The organism is Veillonella sp. Ser01 (assembly GCF_053850375.1).
This window is the reverse complement of the sequence record NZ_JBSPUA010000001.1, coordinates 338926-357341: the sequence shown is the minus strand read 5'-3', so window position 1 is coordinate 357341 and position 18416 is coordinate 338926. Positions and strand designations below refer to the sequence as shown.

Annotated in this window: 12 protein-coding genes; 2 read left to right on the top strand and 10 right to left on the bottom strand. The window is 39.6% G+C overall.

Annotated features, from left to right (window positions below):
* The first annotated feature begins 215 nt into the window (after positions 1–215).
* On the top strand, positions 216–404 hold the full coding sequence (gene rpmB, locus ACWTVK_RS01645) for a 50S ribosomal protein L28 (protein WP_005386334.1): 189 nt from the start codon (positions 216–218) through the stop codon (positions 402–404).
* 105 nt (positions 405–509) lie between these two features.
* On the opposite strand, the gene ACWTVK_RS01640 is transcribed toward rpmB, so the two are convergent.
* The 6 genes from ACWTVK_RS01640 to tyrS all read right to left on the bottom strand — a co-directional run bounded on the left by ACWTVK_RS01640 (position 510) and on the right by tyrS (position 7594).
* Positions 510–1499, bottom strand: coding sequence for a deoxyguanosinetriphosphate triphosphohydrolase (locus ACWTVK_RS01640; RefSeq protein ID WP_456045737.1), 990 nt, complete (start codon positions 1497–1499; stop codon positions 510–512).
* Positions 1496–2317: a pyruvate, water dikinase regulatory protein gene (locus tag ACWTVK_RS01635; protein WP_105085717.1), complete on the bottom strand. Its 822-nt coding sequence runs from the start codon at positions 2315–2317 to the stop codon at positions 1496–1498. The genes ACWTVK_RS01640 and ACWTVK_RS01635 overlap by 4 nt, the downstream gene beginning before the upstream one ends.
* Before the next feature lie 10 nt (positions 2318–2327).
* Positions 2328–2957, bottom strand: a complete 630-nt coding sequence (locus tag ACWTVK_RS01630) for a helix-turn-helix transcriptional regulator (RefSeq protein WP_233188286.1) — start codon at positions 2955–2957, stop codon at positions 2328–2330.
* Between the two features lie 98 nt (positions 2958–3055).
* Complete coding sequence (gene ppsA, locus ACWTVK_RS01625) at positions 3056–5437, bottom strand: phosphoenolpyruvate synthase (RefSeq protein ID WP_456045736.1); 2382 nt, start codon at positions 5435–5437, stop codon at positions 3056–3058.
* 76 nt (positions 5438–5513) lie between these two features.
* Positions 5514–6155 carry an NUDIX hydrolase gene (locus tag ACWTVK_RS01620; RefSeq protein ID WP_456045735.1) on the bottom strand — a complete coding sequence of 214 codons (642 nt, stop codon included), beginning with the start codon at positions 6153–6155 and terminating at the stop codon, positions 5514–5516.
* A 230-nt stretch (positions 6156–6385) separates the two neighbouring features.
* Positions 6386–7594 (bottom strand): tyrosine--tRNA ligase, encoded by a 1209-nt coding sequence (gene tyrS / locus ACWTVK_RS01615; RefSeq protein ID WP_287513395.1) that lies wholly within the window; start codon positions 7592–7594, stop codon positions 6386–6388.
* A 162-nt stretch (positions 7595–7756) separates the two neighbouring features.
* Between tyrS and ACWTVK_RS01610 the strand changes: the two genes are divergently transcribed.
* Positions 7757–9847: a transglycosylase domain-containing protein gene (locus ACWTVK_RS01610; protein WP_303939244.1), complete on the top strand. Its 2091-nt coding sequence runs from the start codon at positions 7757–7759 to the stop codon at positions 9845–9847.
* A gap of 172 nt (positions 9848–10019) precedes the next feature.
* On the opposite strand, the gene ACWTVK_RS01605 is transcribed toward ACWTVK_RS01610, so the two are convergent.
* From ACWTVK_RS01605 to pheS, 4 genes are all read right to left on the bottom strand, one after another.
* Positions 10020–12398, bottom strand: coding sequence for an endonuclease MutS2 (locus ACWTVK_RS01605; protein ID WP_456045734.1), 2379 nt, complete (start codon positions 12396–12398; stop codon positions 10020–10022).
* A 13-nt stretch (positions 12399–12411) separates the two neighbouring features.
* A complete protein-coding gene (locus tag ACWTVK_RS01600; RefSeq protein WP_456045733.1) occupies positions 12412–14835 on the bottom strand; it encodes a DUF3656 domain-containing U32 family peptidase in 2424 nt (807 codons plus the stop codon).
* A gap of 88 nt (positions 14836–14923) precedes the next feature.
* A complete protein-coding gene (gene pheT / locus ACWTVK_RS01595) occupies positions 14924–17368 on the bottom strand; it encodes a phenylalanine--tRNA ligase subunit beta (protein ID WP_456045732.1) in 2445 nt (814 codons plus the stop codon).
* Positions 17369–17377: 9 nt separating this feature from the next.
* Positions 17378–18400 (bottom strand): phenylalanine--tRNA ligase subunit alpha, encoded by a 1023-nt coding sequence (gene pheS / locus ACWTVK_RS01590; protein WP_456045731.1) that lies wholly within the window; start codon positions 18398–18400, stop codon positions 17378–17380.
* Between the last annotated feature and the right edge of the window lie 16 nt (positions 18401–18416).

The following is an 18416-nucleotide window of genomic DNA, read 5'->3' as shown; positions in this document are numbered from 1 at the left end:
CTTTAAATATACGATAAACACATGAAATATATCCAATTTCTGTATATCCTTGTGTAAAAGCCCACTCATATCATAGAATATGATATATAGTATACCTTATATTGTAGTATATTTCATAAAAAGAGCAATATGTACGATAAAAACACTTGCTTTAAGCTACTCTTTATGATAATATACTTTTGTTATGTTATAGATTAAGCTTGGAGGTGGAAACTATGGCAAACCTTTGCGAAGTATGTGGCAAATCCACATCTAGCGGTATGAACGTGAGTCACTCTCACATTCGCACAAGAAAAACTTGGAAACCGAACATTCAAAGAGTACGGGCGGTTGTAGACGGTGCTACTAAAAAAGTAAACGTATGCACTCGCTGCCTTCGTTCTAATAAAATTACACGCGCGTAAAATAAAAAGTACATGTACTCTTTGGGGTTCTAGAGCCCCAAAAAAAGCAGTTAGTTCATTTGAACTAACTGCTTTTTTTGTTATCTATGTACCTATTACTAAAAGTTACAAGGTAATATTAGGAATGTAATACTGTTTAAATAGCTTAATAGCATATTGATCAGTTAAACCTGCTACATAATCCACCACATCACGGGTAGAATAAAACTCTCTTGTACTTTCACAACCCTCCATATCGTCAGGATGCTCCATAAAGTGAGTAAATAAGTTTTTCACCACATGAGATGCCTTATTTCGATCTGGAATTAAAGCCGGCGCCAAATAAACATTTTTAAACATAAATTGACGGAATAGATTCATGGTCATCTCTATATCACTAGACATAGAAATAACAGGTTTATCTAAAGACTCTCGCACCATATCTTCAACCATAGCGGTAATCATACTAGAAGGAGTCATTCCAAAGTGTTCACGCACTTCAAAAGGTAATTCCTCAGCCGTCAACATACCAGCGCGCTGTGCATCATCAAAATCGTGGCACAAATAGGCAATGCGGTCTACAATACGAATAATTTGACCTTCCAAAGTGATAGGGATATGTGCCCCTGTATGGCCTAAAATGCCATCACGTACAGCAGTGGTTAAATTAAGACCTTGGTGGTCACCATGCTTTTCTAAGACTTCTACCATTCGCAAGCTTTGCTCATTATGATTGAAGTGCCCCACCATGTCGCGCAATGCATATTCACCAACGTGACCAAAAGGCGTGTGGCCCACATCGTGGCCCATGGCAATAGCTTCTACTAAATCTTCATTTAGTCGCAACGCACGAGCCACTGTACGACCTATTTGTCCTACCTCAAGGGTATGGGTCATGCGCGTACGATAATGGTCACCTGGCGCAATATAAACTTGGGTCTTATGCTTTAGCCGCCTAAAACATTTACTGTGAATAATGCGGTCTCGATCACGTTGAAAGGCAGTTCTAAGTGGATCGGGTGCTTCCTCTAAATCACGGATGGCATCACGGCTTTTTGCAGCATAAGGAGAGAGGAGTAATGCCTCCCTCTCCTCTATTTGTTCCCGTATATTCATTTACCCTCCGATGCACGGTTTTTATCGATCAATTGCATAACTAGAGATGCTGTTTCTTCGATAGATTTATTAGAAACATCTAGCACTTGGCAATGTAAGCGACGCATAATAGCTTTTGCATATTCTAATTCAGATTGAATACGCTCAATAGAAGCATAATTTGCTTCGTCTTCAAGACCGATAGCACGCAAACGTTCACTACGAATATTGTTTAATTTGAATGGGTCAATAATAAGGCCCACAATTTTTTTTGCTGGAATTTTAAATAGTTCCTCTGGTAATGGTACCTCAGGTACTAATGGCAAATTGGCAGCTTTAATCTTTTTGTACGCCAAGAACATAGACAATGGTGTCTTACTTGTTCTAGATACACCAATAATAACTACATCCGCCTTTTCAAAGCCAGATGGATTTTTACCATCGTCATATTTTACGGCAAATTCAATGGCTTCTACCTTTTTGAAGTATTCTTGGTCAAGCTTATGAACCATACCTGCTGTCATACGAGGCTTTGTGGATGCAACAGTACCTACAGCAGCGAGAACTGGGCCCATAATATCTACAGCAGGAATATTGTATTCCGCCACTTTTTCATGAAGATATTTACGTAAAGTCTCAGATACGATGGTATGACAAATAACATGATTACCACGTTTTGCATCTTCTATAATTTCATCAATTTGGCTTTCACTATCAATATAAGGAATACGAACAATTTCAATTTGTTCCTTATCATATTGACTCGCCGTAGCTCTTGCTACAGCCTCTGCGGTCTCCCCAAGGGAGTCCGATATTGCATAAATAATTTTTTCTGCCATTCTATCAACCTCAATGTATGCTACATTCTAAAAATACTTTTGCCACCGTTGTTTTAGATACGCGGCCCACAACCTTTAGGCGCTTCTTATTCTCCACATCCTCGCGAACGACAACAGGTAAACAATCCACCTCATATTCTATCATCTTCTGTGCAGCCTCTACTAATGTATCTGTAGGCTCCACAGTTATTACCTTACTAACAGGGGTCATAATCATAGATATAGGCATTGTGTGCGAATCTGTTTGCCCCATAGATGCTCGTAATAAATCTTTGCGAGATACTACACCTACTAAATACGAGTCGTCACACACTAAAATTGTCCCTACGTCCTCTGTAAAGATAGTGACAATCGTATCATACAAACTTGTATCCCCATTGACTACGACTGCTTGGGATAATACATCACTTACCAGAAATGATTTTAATCGCTCCGCTGTTTGTGTTTCTTTTGAAAGCCCCACATAGTAATACCCTACATTTGGACGTGCATCGAGAACACCTAACATAGTTAAAACAGATAAATCTGAACGCAACGCAGATCGCGTAACCTCTAAATGCTCAGCAATAGCACTACCTGTCACAGGGCCTTCTTCACGAACAATTTGAGCAATTTGTTCTTGTCGTTTCGACAGTTTCACACGGTAACCCCCTTTCATCTCTGTTTGTATTATATCCTAACTTACCATTCAGAAAAAGAGGAGACCTACGGGCCTCCTCTTTCAATATTACTATATGATTACCAAGTTAAGTCATCAGTTTCTTGACGACCACGACCAGTCATAGCATCGAGCATAATTCTTTGTTCGATTTGAGCCACCATTTTCTTAGTGCTCACAACAGCATCTGGGTTAACAGAAATGGAGTCGATACCGCTCTTTACGAGGAATTCGCAAAGTTCAGGATATACACTTGGCGCTTGACCACAGATGGATACAGTTTTACCATCTTTGTGAGCCACTTCGATGAGATGGCGAATCGCTCTACGAACTGCTAGATTTCGTTCATCATAGATATGTTGAACTGTTTCATTATCACGGTCACAACCGAGAACGAGCATAGTCAAATCGTTAGAACCGATGGAGTAACCATCTACATATTTATTGAATTGATCAGCTAAGATAATATTTGCTGGAATTTCAGCCATGAGCCAGATTTTGAAATCTTTACCGCGCACAAGGCCTTCTTGAGCCATCAAATTAGTTACTAATTCAGCTTCCTCTACAGTACGGCAGAAAGGAATCATAACTTGCAAGTTTTTGAAACCAAATTCATTACGTACTTTTTTGATTGCTTCTAATTCTAATTTGAAAGCAGGTGTATATTTTGGATCATAGTAACGGGCTGCACCACGCCAGCCAAGTAATGCACTGGATTCATGTGGTTCATATTTATCGCCACCATTAAGGTCGCGGTATTCACTAGATTTAAAGTCGCTCAAACGAACTACTACTTGACGAGGAGCTAAAGCTTGACACACTTTACGCATACCTTCAGCCAATGTATTTAATGCAAAGTCACTGCGACCAGTTTCGATAAGGTGTAATGGATGTTCGTGAATGAAAGTAGTCCAAATAAACTCTTCACGCATGAGACCAATGCCATCACATGGCAACACACCATGTTTTTCAGCCAAATCAGGATTGCCTAAATTCATATAAATTTTAGTGCCTGTTACAGGAACATATTCAGTAGCAACACCTGCAGTAGCTTGTGCTTCTGGCTTTTTAACGATATCTTCCAATACGCCATCGTATACGATACCATTTGTAGCATCCACAGTAATCATTTGACCATCTTTAATAGATGTTGTCGCTTCATGACTACGGCTCTTAGTACCTACGATACAAGGAATACCAAGCTCACGGCTAACGATAGACGCATGACAAGTCATACCACCAGCATCTGTAACGATTGCTTTTGCTTTTTTCATCGCTGGTACCCAGTCAGGAGCAGTCATAGCAGTGACAAGGATTTCGCCTTCTTTGAATTCATCAATATCCTCAGGGTTGATGATAACATGAGCTTTACCTGCTGCATTACCAGGGGATGCTGGCAAACCTTTAACGATAATATCACGATTGCCTGCATCTAATGTGCTAGGTTTTTCAGTTGTTTTTGGCTTTTCTTTACGGGACCATACTGTTTCTGGACGAGCTTGTAAAATCCAAATCTTATCATTGCGTTCGTCTACGCCCCATTCCATATCCATGTAGCAACCATAATGTTTTTCGATTGCTTTAGCATATTCAGCAAGTTCCAATACTTGAGCATCTGTAATAACTTGCTTTTTAGCTTCATCTGGTGGTACAACTTCTTCAACACAGTCGCCATCAGCTTTACGAACTAAACGGATATGTTTGTCATTAATCATGCGATCAGTAATTTCCATTTTGGCTTTATCTACATGGAAATTATCTGGTGTAACTGTACCTTGTACAACGTACTCACCAAGACCCCAAGAACCTTCGATAAGGATGTTGTTATCGTTGCCTGTTACAAGGTCAACTGTGAACATTACGCCAGCAGCTTTAGAGAATACCATCATTTGAACGGCAGCACTCAATGCTACTGTCATATGATCGAAACCTTGTTTTACACGGTAGTATGTTGCGCGGTCGGTGAAAGTAGATGCATAACATTCTTTTACTTTTTCGATGATAACGTCAGCACCACGTACATTTAAATATGTATCTTGTTGGCCTGCGAAGCTTGCATCTGGCAAATCTTCTGCTGTTGCACTAGAACGAACTGCTACGAATGGATTTTCTTCGTTTACTTTTTTACCAAGTTCTTCATAAGCATGACGGATAGCATCTGCCAACTCTTTAGGCATTTCTTCTTCGCAAATCATACGGCGAATCTTAGCACATACTTCACGCAATAATGCAGAATTTTCTACATCATCTAACGCATCAAGTTCAGCGCGGATTTTATCTTCCAAACCTGTTGCTTTCATAAACTCACGATAACCATGAGCAGTTGTAGCAAAACCGTAAGGTACAGGTACATTAGTGGAGGACGTCAATTCCCCTAAAGAAGAAGACTTACCACCTACTAAATTAACATCTTCACGTTTTAATTCATCAAACCATAGTACGTATGCTGTTTCGCGATTCATGTGAGAACCTCCTAGTTAATTAGTGCAACACATTAAACCCTTTACACATAAATAGTATACCTTAATTTGTAATCTGTCAATTTATATGAGGATTATTATGCAAATAAATCTCCTTATATATATCTAAAAAGTTTTTCAGCACTCGTCCTGTTAGTCCCCATATGGTGTATTGTTCATAGGGATAGAAATAGACGGAGTAGTTTTGTCTAATTTTCCAGTCAATGTTATAGCCTTCTAGTAAATGGAATGGAAAGTCCTTTAATGGTCTTGTAGCGATGTCTAGATGACCTACGGTAGGTTCCATGTCTAGTAAATATTGTAAAGGTACGGTAAACACTTCTCCTACTTCATCAGGATTTGGTTTTAAGTCTTTTGTATGTAACCGTACTGCAACTGTATATAATTTTACCCCAATAGCAGATACTAAACAGTCTAAATTGCCAAGTAGTTCTATTTGGTCTAAATCTATACCTAATTCTTCAGAGCATTCACGCATGGCAGCATGAGCACCACTTTTATCATTAGGTTCACAATGACCTCCTGGAAAGCTAATCTCCCCTGGCTGACGGCGTAGCTTATTACTGCGCACAGTAAAGACTACGTGATCTTCTCCATCCACTTCTAATAATGGAACTGCTACTGCCGCAGTAATAACATCGATATCAGTGAGAACAGTATGTTTTCTTTGTTTTAAAAAGTTGCTTAATTTCTTATCCATATAAGGTCCTCTTACTTTATAGTAAATTTTATACGATATCTGTATAAATGTTTTATGTATCAAATTTGTATTTTATATTTATCCTTTATATTCATTATACATTAACTTGTAAGTCAATTTTTGGGGTTACTATTAGTAGATACAATAGCGATACAATAGAGAAAAAATCTTAACAATAAAATAGACAGAAAAAAACTGTGATGAGATTTCTATCTCATCACAGTTTTATATTAGTTAAATTTAATTTTTACAAATTTACGTTTACCTACTTGAACGATCATGCCCTCTTCAAGGGTAAGGTTTTCTTCTGTATATTTTTCACCATTTACTTTGAAAGCACCGGCTTTAATAGAGCGACGTGCTTCACCATTAGAGGCAGTCAAACCAGCATCTGTACAAAATTGTGGTACAAAGATTGGTTCTGTTGGCGCATCCATAGCGTATTCAGGAATATCTGTAGGCAACGCGCGTTGTTGGAATACGCGCTTGAATTCTTCTTCTGCCTCGAGAGCAGCTTCTTCACCATGGTACAAACGAACGATGGTGCGAGCTAATTGCATTTTAGCATCACGTGGATGTAGTTCACCACTTTCAAGACGTTTTTCCATGTCCTCTTGCTCTTCGATTGGCATATCTGTAACGAGCATAAAGTATCGCATCATCAATTCGTCTGGAATGGACATTGCTTTACCATACATTTCTTTAGGTTCTTCATCGATACCGATGTAGTTACCTAAAGATTTACTCATTTTTTGAACACCATCAAGGCCTTCAAGCAATGGCATTGTGATGACAACTTGTGGTTCTTGACCTTCTAATTCTTGTAAATGACGACCCATTAACAAGTTGAAAGTTTGGTCTGTACCACCAAATTCAACATCAGCATGTAAAGCAACGGAATCATGACCTTGCATCAATGGATACATAAATTCATGAACACCGATAGCTCGGCCTTCTTTGAAACGTTTATTGAAATCATCACGTTCCATCATACGTGCTACAGTGTAAGAACTTGCCAAGCGAAGCACATCAGCAAAATTCATAGATTCTAGCCATTCACTATTGTCGCGGACGATAGTTTTTTCAGGATCTAACACTTTAAAGATTTGTGTTTTATAGGTTTCAGCATTTTTCAATACTTCTTCTTTTGTAAGTGGTGGACGAGTTACACTTTTACCAGTAGGATCACCAATACGAGCAGTGAAACCGCCGATAACGATCACTACTTGATGACCAAATTCTTGGAACAAACGTAGTTTACGAAGTGGTACTGTATGGCCTAAATGAATATCTGGCGCTGTTGGGTCCAAACCCAATTTTACAACTAAAGGTTTATTTTCCTTAATGGATTTTTCTATTTTCTTTACAAGATCTTGTTCATTAATTAAATCTGCTACGCCGTGTTTAATTTGGCGCACTTGTTCTTGAGCACTAACCATGATAATCCTCCTCGAAATACTATTGTTTTAGTATACCATTATCTAAAAACTTTCACAATTATATATATAGTATTGGTTTTAACCCTTTTATGATATAATATTTATAACTGCGTAATAGAATTTACGTTATATTTACTAACAAAAGAAAAAAGAGGTGACTCTATGAGTAATAACTCAAATGCGAGAAGTAGCCGCCGTTCTAATGGTAGCGGCTCTACACCGAAGAAAACAAGTCCGAAGCGTCTATTTTGGATTTGTGCTCTTCTCCTTATACTCATCGTAGCCGGAGGTGGCTGTGGTTTCATCAGTGCTACACTGTCTAACCTACCAGATGTATCCAATGTACGTCCTTCTGCATCGTCTCAAATTTACGATGTCCATGGTAATCTTATCACAACGGTTCATTCCACAGAGAACAGATTACCTGTACCTTTAAAAGATGTACCAAAGGATTTACAAAATGCCTTTGTTGCTACTGAGGACTCTCGCTTCTATTCCCATCACGGTATCGACCCTGTTGGTATCTTGCGTGCTGTATGGGTTAACATTGTTCATAGTGGCGTATCTGAAGGTGGTTCTACAATCACTCAACAGTTAGCGCGTAATGCATTCTTATCTCAAGACAGAACATTTAAACGTAAAATTTCTGAAGCATTGCTAGCACTTAAAATTGAACAACATTACACTAAGGATGAAATCCTTGAAATGTACATGAACCAAATTTACTTTGGCCAAGGTGCATACGGTGTACAATCTGCAGCTCATGTATACTTTGGTAAGGATGCTAGCCAATTAACGCTAGCCCAAGCAGCACTTATTGCAGGCTTACCACAAAGTCCTAACTACTACTCTCCATTCAATGATTTGGAAGCTAGTAAAAAACGTCAAGCTGTTGTATTAGGCCAAATGGTTAAATACGGTTACATTACACAAGAGCAAGCTGATGAAGCACGTCAAGCAGATTTAGGCTTAGTGGCAAAACAAGAACAAACGCATGAAAAATCTAATGCATCTTACTTCATTAACTATGTTATTGCACAAGTTTCTGAAAAATATGGCGACGATGCAATCTATAAAGATGGTTTAAAAATCTATACAACTCTTGATATGGATGCACAAAATGCAGCTGTAGCAGCAATGCAAAACTTGCCTAATTACTACACTGATAGCAATGGTTTACATCAACCACAAGGTGCTATCGTAGCTATGAACCCTCATAATGGTTACATTATGGCTATGGTTGGTGGCCGCGGTGATGATGCATTTAACCGTGCTACACAAGCAGAACGTCAACCAGGTTCCGCTATGAAGCCATTTGTATATTTAGCAGCTATTCAATCTGGTAAAACTCCTGGTTCTATCGTAGATGATAGCCCTGTTACATTTGGTAACTGGAGCCCTAAAAACTATGAAAATGACTTCGTAGGTAATATTACATATCGCTATGCATTACAACATTCTCGTAACGTAGCTGCCGTAAAAGTTGCTGATGAAGTAGGCATGTCTAAGATTATTAAACTTGCCAAAGAAATGGGTATCACTACCCTTACAGATCAAGATAATAACTTGTCTACTGCACTTGGTGGTTTAACTCATGGTGTGACACCTCTTGAAATGGTTCAAGCTTATGGTGTACTCGCTAATGGTGGTATCAAGGTTCAACCTACGGCAATCGTTAAAATTGTAGACCGCAATGGTCAAGTTGTGGAAGAAAACTCTATTCAAGAAAAACGCGTTGTAGATGAAAAAGATGCAGCCATCATTACTAGCATGCTAGAATCTGTTATCAGTGGCGGTACTGGTGGTAATGCAGCAATCGGTCGCCCTGCAGCTGGTAAAACAGGTACAACAGATGATTCCAAAGATGCTTGGTTCATTGGTTATACACCTGATCTCGTAGCTGCCGTTTGGATTGGTGACGACTACGGTTCTGAAACATTACACGGTATGACAGGTGGTACTACACCAGCTGTTATGTGGGGTCAATTCATGGCTAATGCACTTGCCAACACCCCTGCATCTGACTTCTCCGTTCCTGCTAGCGCTCAATCAGCTGTTTCTGAAGGTTATTATAATCCTGTAAAAGCACAGCCTAAAAAAGAAGCTGCTAAGGACGAAAAAGCAGACAAAAAAGACGATAAAGACAAATCGAAAGATGAAGCTGTAAAAGATGACAGTGGCTCAAAAGATGATGCAACTGAACAAAAATCTAATTCATCGAAAAGTAAAAAGTCTAGTAAAAAAGATCGTTAATCACATACGCTAAAGGAGCGGAACATGTGTTCCGCTCCTTTCTTTTACGTAAAAAAAGTAGTAAGCTCTAAGAACTTACTACCTTTTTTATTTGCTTTATAACTACATAATTATCCGCAGCATACAGATACGCAATGATCAATTAGAGATCAATTAGAGAAAGTATACTCTTTTATTTCAGAACTACATTGGTAGCTCCTGCACCACCTTCGTCATAGCCTGCTGTTTCAAAATGAGCTACATGCGGTAAGGTACGCAAATATTGATGTACACCTTCTCGTAATGCGCCAGTCCCCTTACCGTGAATAATGCGCACTTGATTAACACCACCAAGTAAAGCTTGGTCAATAAATCTACCAACAGAAACTGTCGCTTCATCTACCGTTTGTCCAAGAATATTGATTTCAGTACGAACCTCTTTTTGGCGTTGTACGGCAGAGCCACCCATACGTTTTCTAGTCTTAGGCATAGCTGCCTTTTGTTCCCGTGCAAGCTTATTTCCTTCTTCACGTGTAGTAGATTGTAATTCGCTAACCTTTACAGTAGCTGTTAGTCCATTAATATCTACATTCACACGATTGCCATTGATAGCTAATACGGTACCTAATGAGCGTAAAGATGTAACATATACTGCTTGGCCTACCTTAATAGCATCTGCAGTCAAAGATTTACGATCATCATCTACTGGAGATTCTGGTATATGTACATTAGAGATACCCTTACGTGCTGCATTAATAGCAGATTGACGCTTATCCTTATTTGTTTCAGAGAATTGTGCTTTCAATTGCTTAATAATCGCTTCCCCTTCGACGCGTAAACTGCGCTTCATAGCTTCAGCATCAGCTTGAGCTTTGGATAAGATTTGTTTACGTTTTTCGTTAAACTGTTTCTTTTCCTTCTCTAACTGGCCACGCATACGACGTGTTTCATCAAGCTCTTTTTTTAAGGCTCTTTCACGTTCAGATGCCTTACGAAGTTGTTCATTCAAATCTGAAAGAACTTCTTCCATTTCATGGTTACCAAATTGAGACTTATATTCTGCCGCACGAGTTACGATATCTTTTGGCAAGCCTAGACGGGCCGCAATGCTCAATGCATGGCTACTACCAGCTACACCGATATGAAGTCGATATGTTGGTTTTAAGGTGCGCTCATCAAACTCTACATGGCCATTTTCAATACCTTCCGTATGGTATGCATAATTTTTAAGCTCATTATAATGAGTACTTACCATCATAAGAGCGCCCTTTTTACGGAAGAATTCAAGGATAGATACAGCAAGTGCACTACCTTCCTCTGGATCTGTACCAGATCCAAGCTCATCCAACAATACCAAGTCATTTGGGCCACAATGTTTAATGATGGAAATAACTTGTGTCATATGAGCAGAGAACGTACTAAGGCTAGCCTCAATACTTTGTTCATCTCCAATATCGGCAAAGATATTCTGGAATACTGGTAACATAGAACCGTGATCAGCAGGGATAAATAGACCACATTGGTTCATTAAACTCAATAACCCTAATGTTTTAAGGGATACTGTTTTACCACCTGTGTTAGAACCAGTAATTAACAGAATGCGATATGATGTGCCTAATAAAATATTCGTAGGCACCACCACATTCGGTGGAATTAATGGGTGCCGAGCTCTCATGAGATTAACTGTTCTATCAGTACTCAAGATGGCCGGTACACCCTTATAGGAAATAGCAAGGCTCGCCTTACCATATACAAATTCGATATGGGATACCTTTTCACAAGCATCCATCAAATCATTACTATGTTGTTTTACAAGGGCAGACAATTCACGGTAAATACGCAATACCTCTTGCTCTTCACCAATCAATGCCTCTTGTAATTCATTATTTAGATTCACCAAGCGCATCGGTTCAATATAGAGTGTTTGACCCGTTGCAGAACGGTCGTGAATAAGACCATCAAAATATTGGCGATATTCCTGTTTTACAGGGATTACATAGCGATTGTTACGCTGTGTAATGATTGCTTCTTGGAAATACTTCTGATTATCCTTGTCGTGTAAGATAGCTTGAATATCATTTTTAATCTTTTCACGAGTTTTAATAATCGTATTTCTAAGGCTCGCCAACTTAGGAGATGCAGTATCTAGCAATTCCCCTTTTTCATCAAAGACACGTTTAAAACGGTTTTCAATGCGATCTGTATTCGGCATATCCTGTACCCATAAGGATAGCAACGGATATTCCATATATTTAGTTCTAAAGAACTTTGTCATCCGCTTATAAGCACCAATGGTTAAGTAAATATCCCACAATGCTTCACGAGTAAGGACAAAGTCTTTACGACTCTTCTTACAGGACTCACGAATATCACGAGTTCCCCCTAACGGTTGTTCTACCTCAGTTTGCAAAGAACGCATGGCTTCTGCCGTTTCATCAAGGTTCTCTTGAATGGCTTTCGCATCTGTCATAGGTTCGATGTGCATAGCTAATTCTTTAGCAATGGTAGAACTACAATGTTGTTGTAATTGTTCTTTTATATGGTGAAAGTCTAATACATCTTCGTTAAACAATGTACTACCTCTTTTATAAAATACCTCTAAAATAGTGGCCCCTTGTAATAGGTGTATCATCTTTACCTACACTCTTAGGAGGAGCCTCTTTTGTTCCATTTTGAATGGATACATAATCTGCTACGATAGAATGCAAGCGATGTGGATCCATATGACGTCCATCGATGCGCAAAATATGTAGCCCTTTTCGATGTAACTCTGGCACGTAGGCACGCATGTCCATTTCATGACTATTCATGATGTGCATACGGCAATAAGGATCGGTACGCAATGGGAACACTTCCCCTTTACGGTCCTTTAATGCGTAATCTTCCTTTACACACGGCATAGGGCAATTTTCTTTTTTACCAGTCCCTACAAAGCTAGCGATGGCACAGTATTCAGAAATCATCATTTCCGTATAACCATGAACCATAACCTCTAATGGCAAATGAGTAGATTTTTGTAAGCTTACGAGTTGCGTTAATGTTAACTCTAAGGATGGTGCGATGCTACTCATATGTAAGTCCTCCCATACTTGTAAGGAAGAGCCATTAAATATGTTAAGACCTGTATCAGCTTCAATAGCACCTGTATACCCTAAGTCACGAAGCCACAATAACGCTTGTGGGACGTGAATAGAAATGCTATCTGGTTTCGCCTCAACTATGGCCTTAAGGGTATTCATATACGCCTTTACTTCATCATCTTTCACGACGCGAGGGGTAGCAAATACACAAAGTACATTATGGTCTTTGCAAAGTTTAGCTACCTGTCCGTAGATGCTAATTTCATAAGGCTTACGTTGTAAACGGTCACCACCGAAGATAATCTTCTTAGCGCCCCCGTCAATAGCTGCTTTCACGGCCTCTAGCTCATCAACACGAGCACTCACCATAGGCTCAGAATATAGAACCTTACCCTTAGCAACCATAGATGACATATCTTGAGGCTCTACAGCCAGCTCAGCCCAAGCCGTTTCATGGTCTGTAATCAACAAGTTTTCTAGCGCTTCTACAGCATCGCGGCGCAATGCATTTAACACACTAGCTGGCCACATATAAGGTCCATCAGGAATAGACATAGAGCCAAGCGTAAACAATGTATTCCCTAATCTACCTACTTGGTCTGTAACCTTCTCTAATGTAGTCGGTTTATTATTCGCATAAACAGGTTCAAATTCATTAGATACTATCACAGTACGCCCATCATTCAATACAAAGGTAAGTTCTGTACATGGCGTTTCTCGGTCTGTATTAATAGATAAGTATCCATGTACCTCTAATTTAGCACTAAAATCTTGTAAGCCTCGTTGCTTTTGGGATTTTGGCGTAGATGCTAAAAATACTTGCCCCGCTGCAAACCCTTCATCAGGTTTGCCTACAAAATGCTTTTCATCCATTAAGGACCAATTCTGATCAATTTGATAATACGTAATACTACCAGAAGCTTGCATTACCTTTAAAAGTGATCCTTTTTCAATTGATTCTGTTAGGAATAAATGAACTTGTCCCTTTTTGACCTCTGCTTTACCAATTAATTTACCTTGATTATTTGGAGCTACAACAGTCATCATAGATTTCCCTACATGGTCTGTTAAGTAATCTGTAGAGAAGCCACGATTAAACCCAGATGCCAATGCATCGGCATCAGCAGCATCCATATGAGCTGTATCTAAAATATGACGATAGGTCCCAATGACTTGTCGCACATAAGAAACCTTTTTCATACGCCCTTCTACCTTAAAGGACGTAACACCAGCAGCTACGAGCTCATTCATATGCTCACTATAGTTAAGATCCTTCGGACTTAATAGATAGGCTTCGTGTTTTGGCAACAAGCTAGTGCCAGATGAATCCAATAGTTCATAAGGCAAGCGGCAAGGTTGTGCGCAGGCACCACGATTACCACTGCGACCACCGATAAAGGAACTCATCAAGCATTGACCAGAATAACACACACATAAGGCACCATGTACAAAGACTTCGATTTCAGCTGTACAGTTTTTACAAATATGTTCAATTTCAGCTAGGCTCAATTCACGAGCCAATACAACACGGGTAAAACCGAGGCTTTCATAAAAACGAACAGCATCTAATGTAGCCGCCGTCATCTGCGTACTGCCATGCAAGTGAAGTTTAGGAGCCACTCGTTGTGCCAATTTAGCAACTGCTAAATCTTGAACGATAATAGCATCCACACCGATGCGCTCTAAGTCCTTCAAATACGCCTCGAGAGCCTTTAATTCAGAATCACCTATGAGGATATTTACGGTTACATATACGGACACATCTAGAATGTGGGCCAAACGAATAGCCTCAGCCAATTCTTCAATGCCAAAGTTTGCTGCATGAGCACGGGCATTAAAGCCTTTACCGCCCAGGTAAATCGCATCCGCGCCAGATTCTAAGGCGGCCATAAAGTTTTCCATCGTACCGGCAGGAGCCAATAATTCCATGGACAATCCTTTCTACCTAACTAAAGGTATAACTATAGTACTAAAAGGGTTTACCATACGGTAAACCCTTTCAATATACTGCTTGAGATTAACGTAATCTACAGTTAATTTCTGCTAATGCATCGATAATAGCTTGAATGTTACCATCAATATCTTCATCATTCAACGTGCCTTCCATAGAGCGGAATTGCAAGTTGTATGCAAGACTGCGGTAACCAGCTTCGATATGTTCACCTTCATAAACGTCGAAGATAGATGCACTTTCTAAATATTCACCACCATGCTCTTTAATGATGGATAAAATTTCACCACTAGATACGGACACAGGTGCTACAATAGCAAGGTCACGGCTAGTACCTGGGAATTTACTGAAGGATGTATAGCGGAATGCTGGAATCGTTAAGGATAATACTGCTTCCAAATCGATTTCAAACATGTATACTTTTCCTGGTAAATCAAAGTTTTTGCTCACTTGTGGATGTAATTCTCCGTATTGAGCAATCATTTTACCATCAACTACGTATTGAGCACTTACACCCGGGTGGAAGTAAGGTTCAGTGCCACGATTAATTTCATAGTCTGTAACGCCAAGTTCAGCCAACAACGCATCTACGATACCTTTTACATCATAGAAATCTGTAGTGCGTTCTGCTTGATTCCAGCCAGCTTGGTTTGCTTTGCCCATCAAGATACCACAAGCCATAGGGCGTTCATGAGGTACCTCTGTTAAAGGCAATGCTTTTGGTTCATATACATTTGCTGTTTCGAACAACCAAAGATCCTTATTTTGTTGCGCAATATTGCGTTTGGCAGCTTCGATAACAGCTGGCACCAATGTAGTACGCATATAAGGGAATTCTTCGGAAATAGGATTCAAAATTGGAATGGCTGTATAACGGCTATCTCCTTCAGGAAGCATCATATTGGAAAGGCCATCTTTATGCATAAAGCTAAATGTAATGATTTGAGTCATACCCAATTTAGCTAACCCGTGTGTTACCTCTTTCGTAAGAGCTTTCTTAGGCGTCATACCACCAGAGGACAATACGGCTACAGGAATTGTAGGAGCAATATTATCGTAGTTATAAATACGAGCTACCTCTTCAGCAATATCAGGCATTACTGTTACGTCACCGCGCCATGTTGGAACGAGGGCAGATAATTGGCCCCCTTCTTCAGTTACAACAAATTCAAGAGCAGTCAATATGCGAACCATTTCGTCTTTTTTGATATTTGTACCCAAGTAATCGTTGATTTGTTTTGCTGTGAAAGTAACTGTATGTTGCTCTACAGGGTTCTTGTACACATCGATAATGCCTACGTCAACTTTACAGGATGGGCAAATTTGTTGCAACAACTGTGCTGCTCTGTCGATAGCATAGGCAGTGTATTTATGGTTTACACCACGTTCAAAACGTCCAGATGCTTCAGAACGCATACCAAGTGCTTTTGCAGTGCGGCGAATAGATGGTCCATTAAACACAGCAGCTTCAAGCATAACAGTAGTAGTTTCATTTGTTACTTCGCTATCAAAGCCACCCATAATACCAGCTACACCTACTGGGCATTCTGCATCGGCAATAATAAGCATAGATTCATTTAATTCACGTTCAGAACCATCAAGTGTAACAAGAACTTCACCATTTTTAGCACGTCTTGCCACTAGTTGATGACCTTTTACATGGTCATAGTCATAGGCATGCATAGGTTGACCAAGTTCTAACATAACGTAGTTAGTAACGTCTACTACATTATTAATAGGACGAATGCCACTGTTACGCAAACGATTTTGCATCCACAATGGAGATGCTTCAACCTTTACATCTGTAACGATACGAGACATGAATCGTGTGCAAAGATCATCCGCTTCGATAGATACAGATGCTTTGCCTTCAATGGACTCACCATTTTCGTTAACCATGATAACAGGGAATAAAGCTTTTTGATTTGTCATCATGCCGAATTCACGGGATAAACCAACCATGGAGAAGCAATCCGCACGGTTTGCAGTCAATTCAAATTCATATACTGTGTCATTTAATCCTAATACATCTTTTACATCAAGGCCGATTGGTGTGCCTTCAGGAAAGATATAAATACCTTGTGCTTCTTCTGGCAATACTAAATCGCTGGAGATACCAAATTCTGCAACAGAACAGAACATACCTTCGGATACAACACCACGCAATTTACCTTTTTTAATTTCTGTTCCATCAGCTAAGCGAGATTTATGGTACGCTACAGGTACGATTTGACCTACCGCTACATTTGTTGCTGCTGTTACGATTTGTTTTGTAACAGGCTCACCTTCTTCAGTAAGGCATTCAACTTGACATACTTGTAATTTATCTGCATCTGGATGTTTCGTAATTTCTACGATTTTACCAGTATAAATTTTCTTAATGCCATTATCCATAGCAATGACATCTTCTACAGGAATCCCTGCTTGTGTTAATTCATCGGCCAATTCTTGAGCAGGACGATTCATATCCACAGGCACGTATTCGTTCATCCACTGTAAACTTGCTTTCATGAGTTCCTCCTAAAATTGTTCCAAGAATCGTACATCATCTTCAAAGAATAGACGTAAATCATTAATGCCATATAAAAGCATAGCAATACGTTCTACGCCCATACCAAAGGCAAAGCCTTTAACCTTTTCAGGATCGTACCCATTAATACGCAATACATCAGGATGAACCATACCGCATCCTAAGATTTCAAGCCAACCTGTATGAGAACATACACGGCAACCTTCACCACCACACATTACACAGGAAATATCTACTTCTGCAGATGGCTCTGTGAATGGGAAGAAGCTTGTACGGAAACGTACTTTTGTTTCATCCCCATACATGTGACGCAAGAAGGACTCTAATGTGCCTTTCAAATCAGCAAATGTAATATGCTCATCAATGATGAGACCTTCCACTTGATGGAATACTGGGGAATGTGTTGCATCATAATCCCAACGATAAACCTTACCCGGCGCAATCATACGGATTGGGCTGTTAGGCTCATGACGTTGCATTGTACGAGCTTGTACTGGAGATGTATGCGTACGTAATAAGAAGTTTTCTGTAATATAGAAGGAATCTTGCATATCACGTGCAGGATGATCTTTAGGCAAGTTTAAGCATTCAAAGTTAAAGTAATCCTGTTCAATTTCTGGACCCTCTTCAACGGTATACCCCATTTTCATGAAGAAGTCCTCAATCATTTCATTAACCTTAGTTAATGGATGGATATGACCAGATTTTTGTGCACGACCAGGCAATGTAATATCGATGCGTTCTTGTTCTAAGCGAGCATTTAACTCTGCCGTTTCCATACGAGTTTTTACAGCATCAATTTCAGCCTCTAATGCTTCACGAACCGCATTAACAAGAGCACCAGCCTTAGGGCGTTCTTCAGGAGATAATTTACCAAGACCTTTTAGTAATGCTGTTACCTCACCTTTTTTACCTAGATATTTTACACGTATATCTTGCAACGCTTGTTTGATAGCAGCGCCTTTAATAGCCTCAAGGGCTTCTGCCTTAAGACGTTGTAATTCTTGTTCCATTAAAGCATCCTCCTAT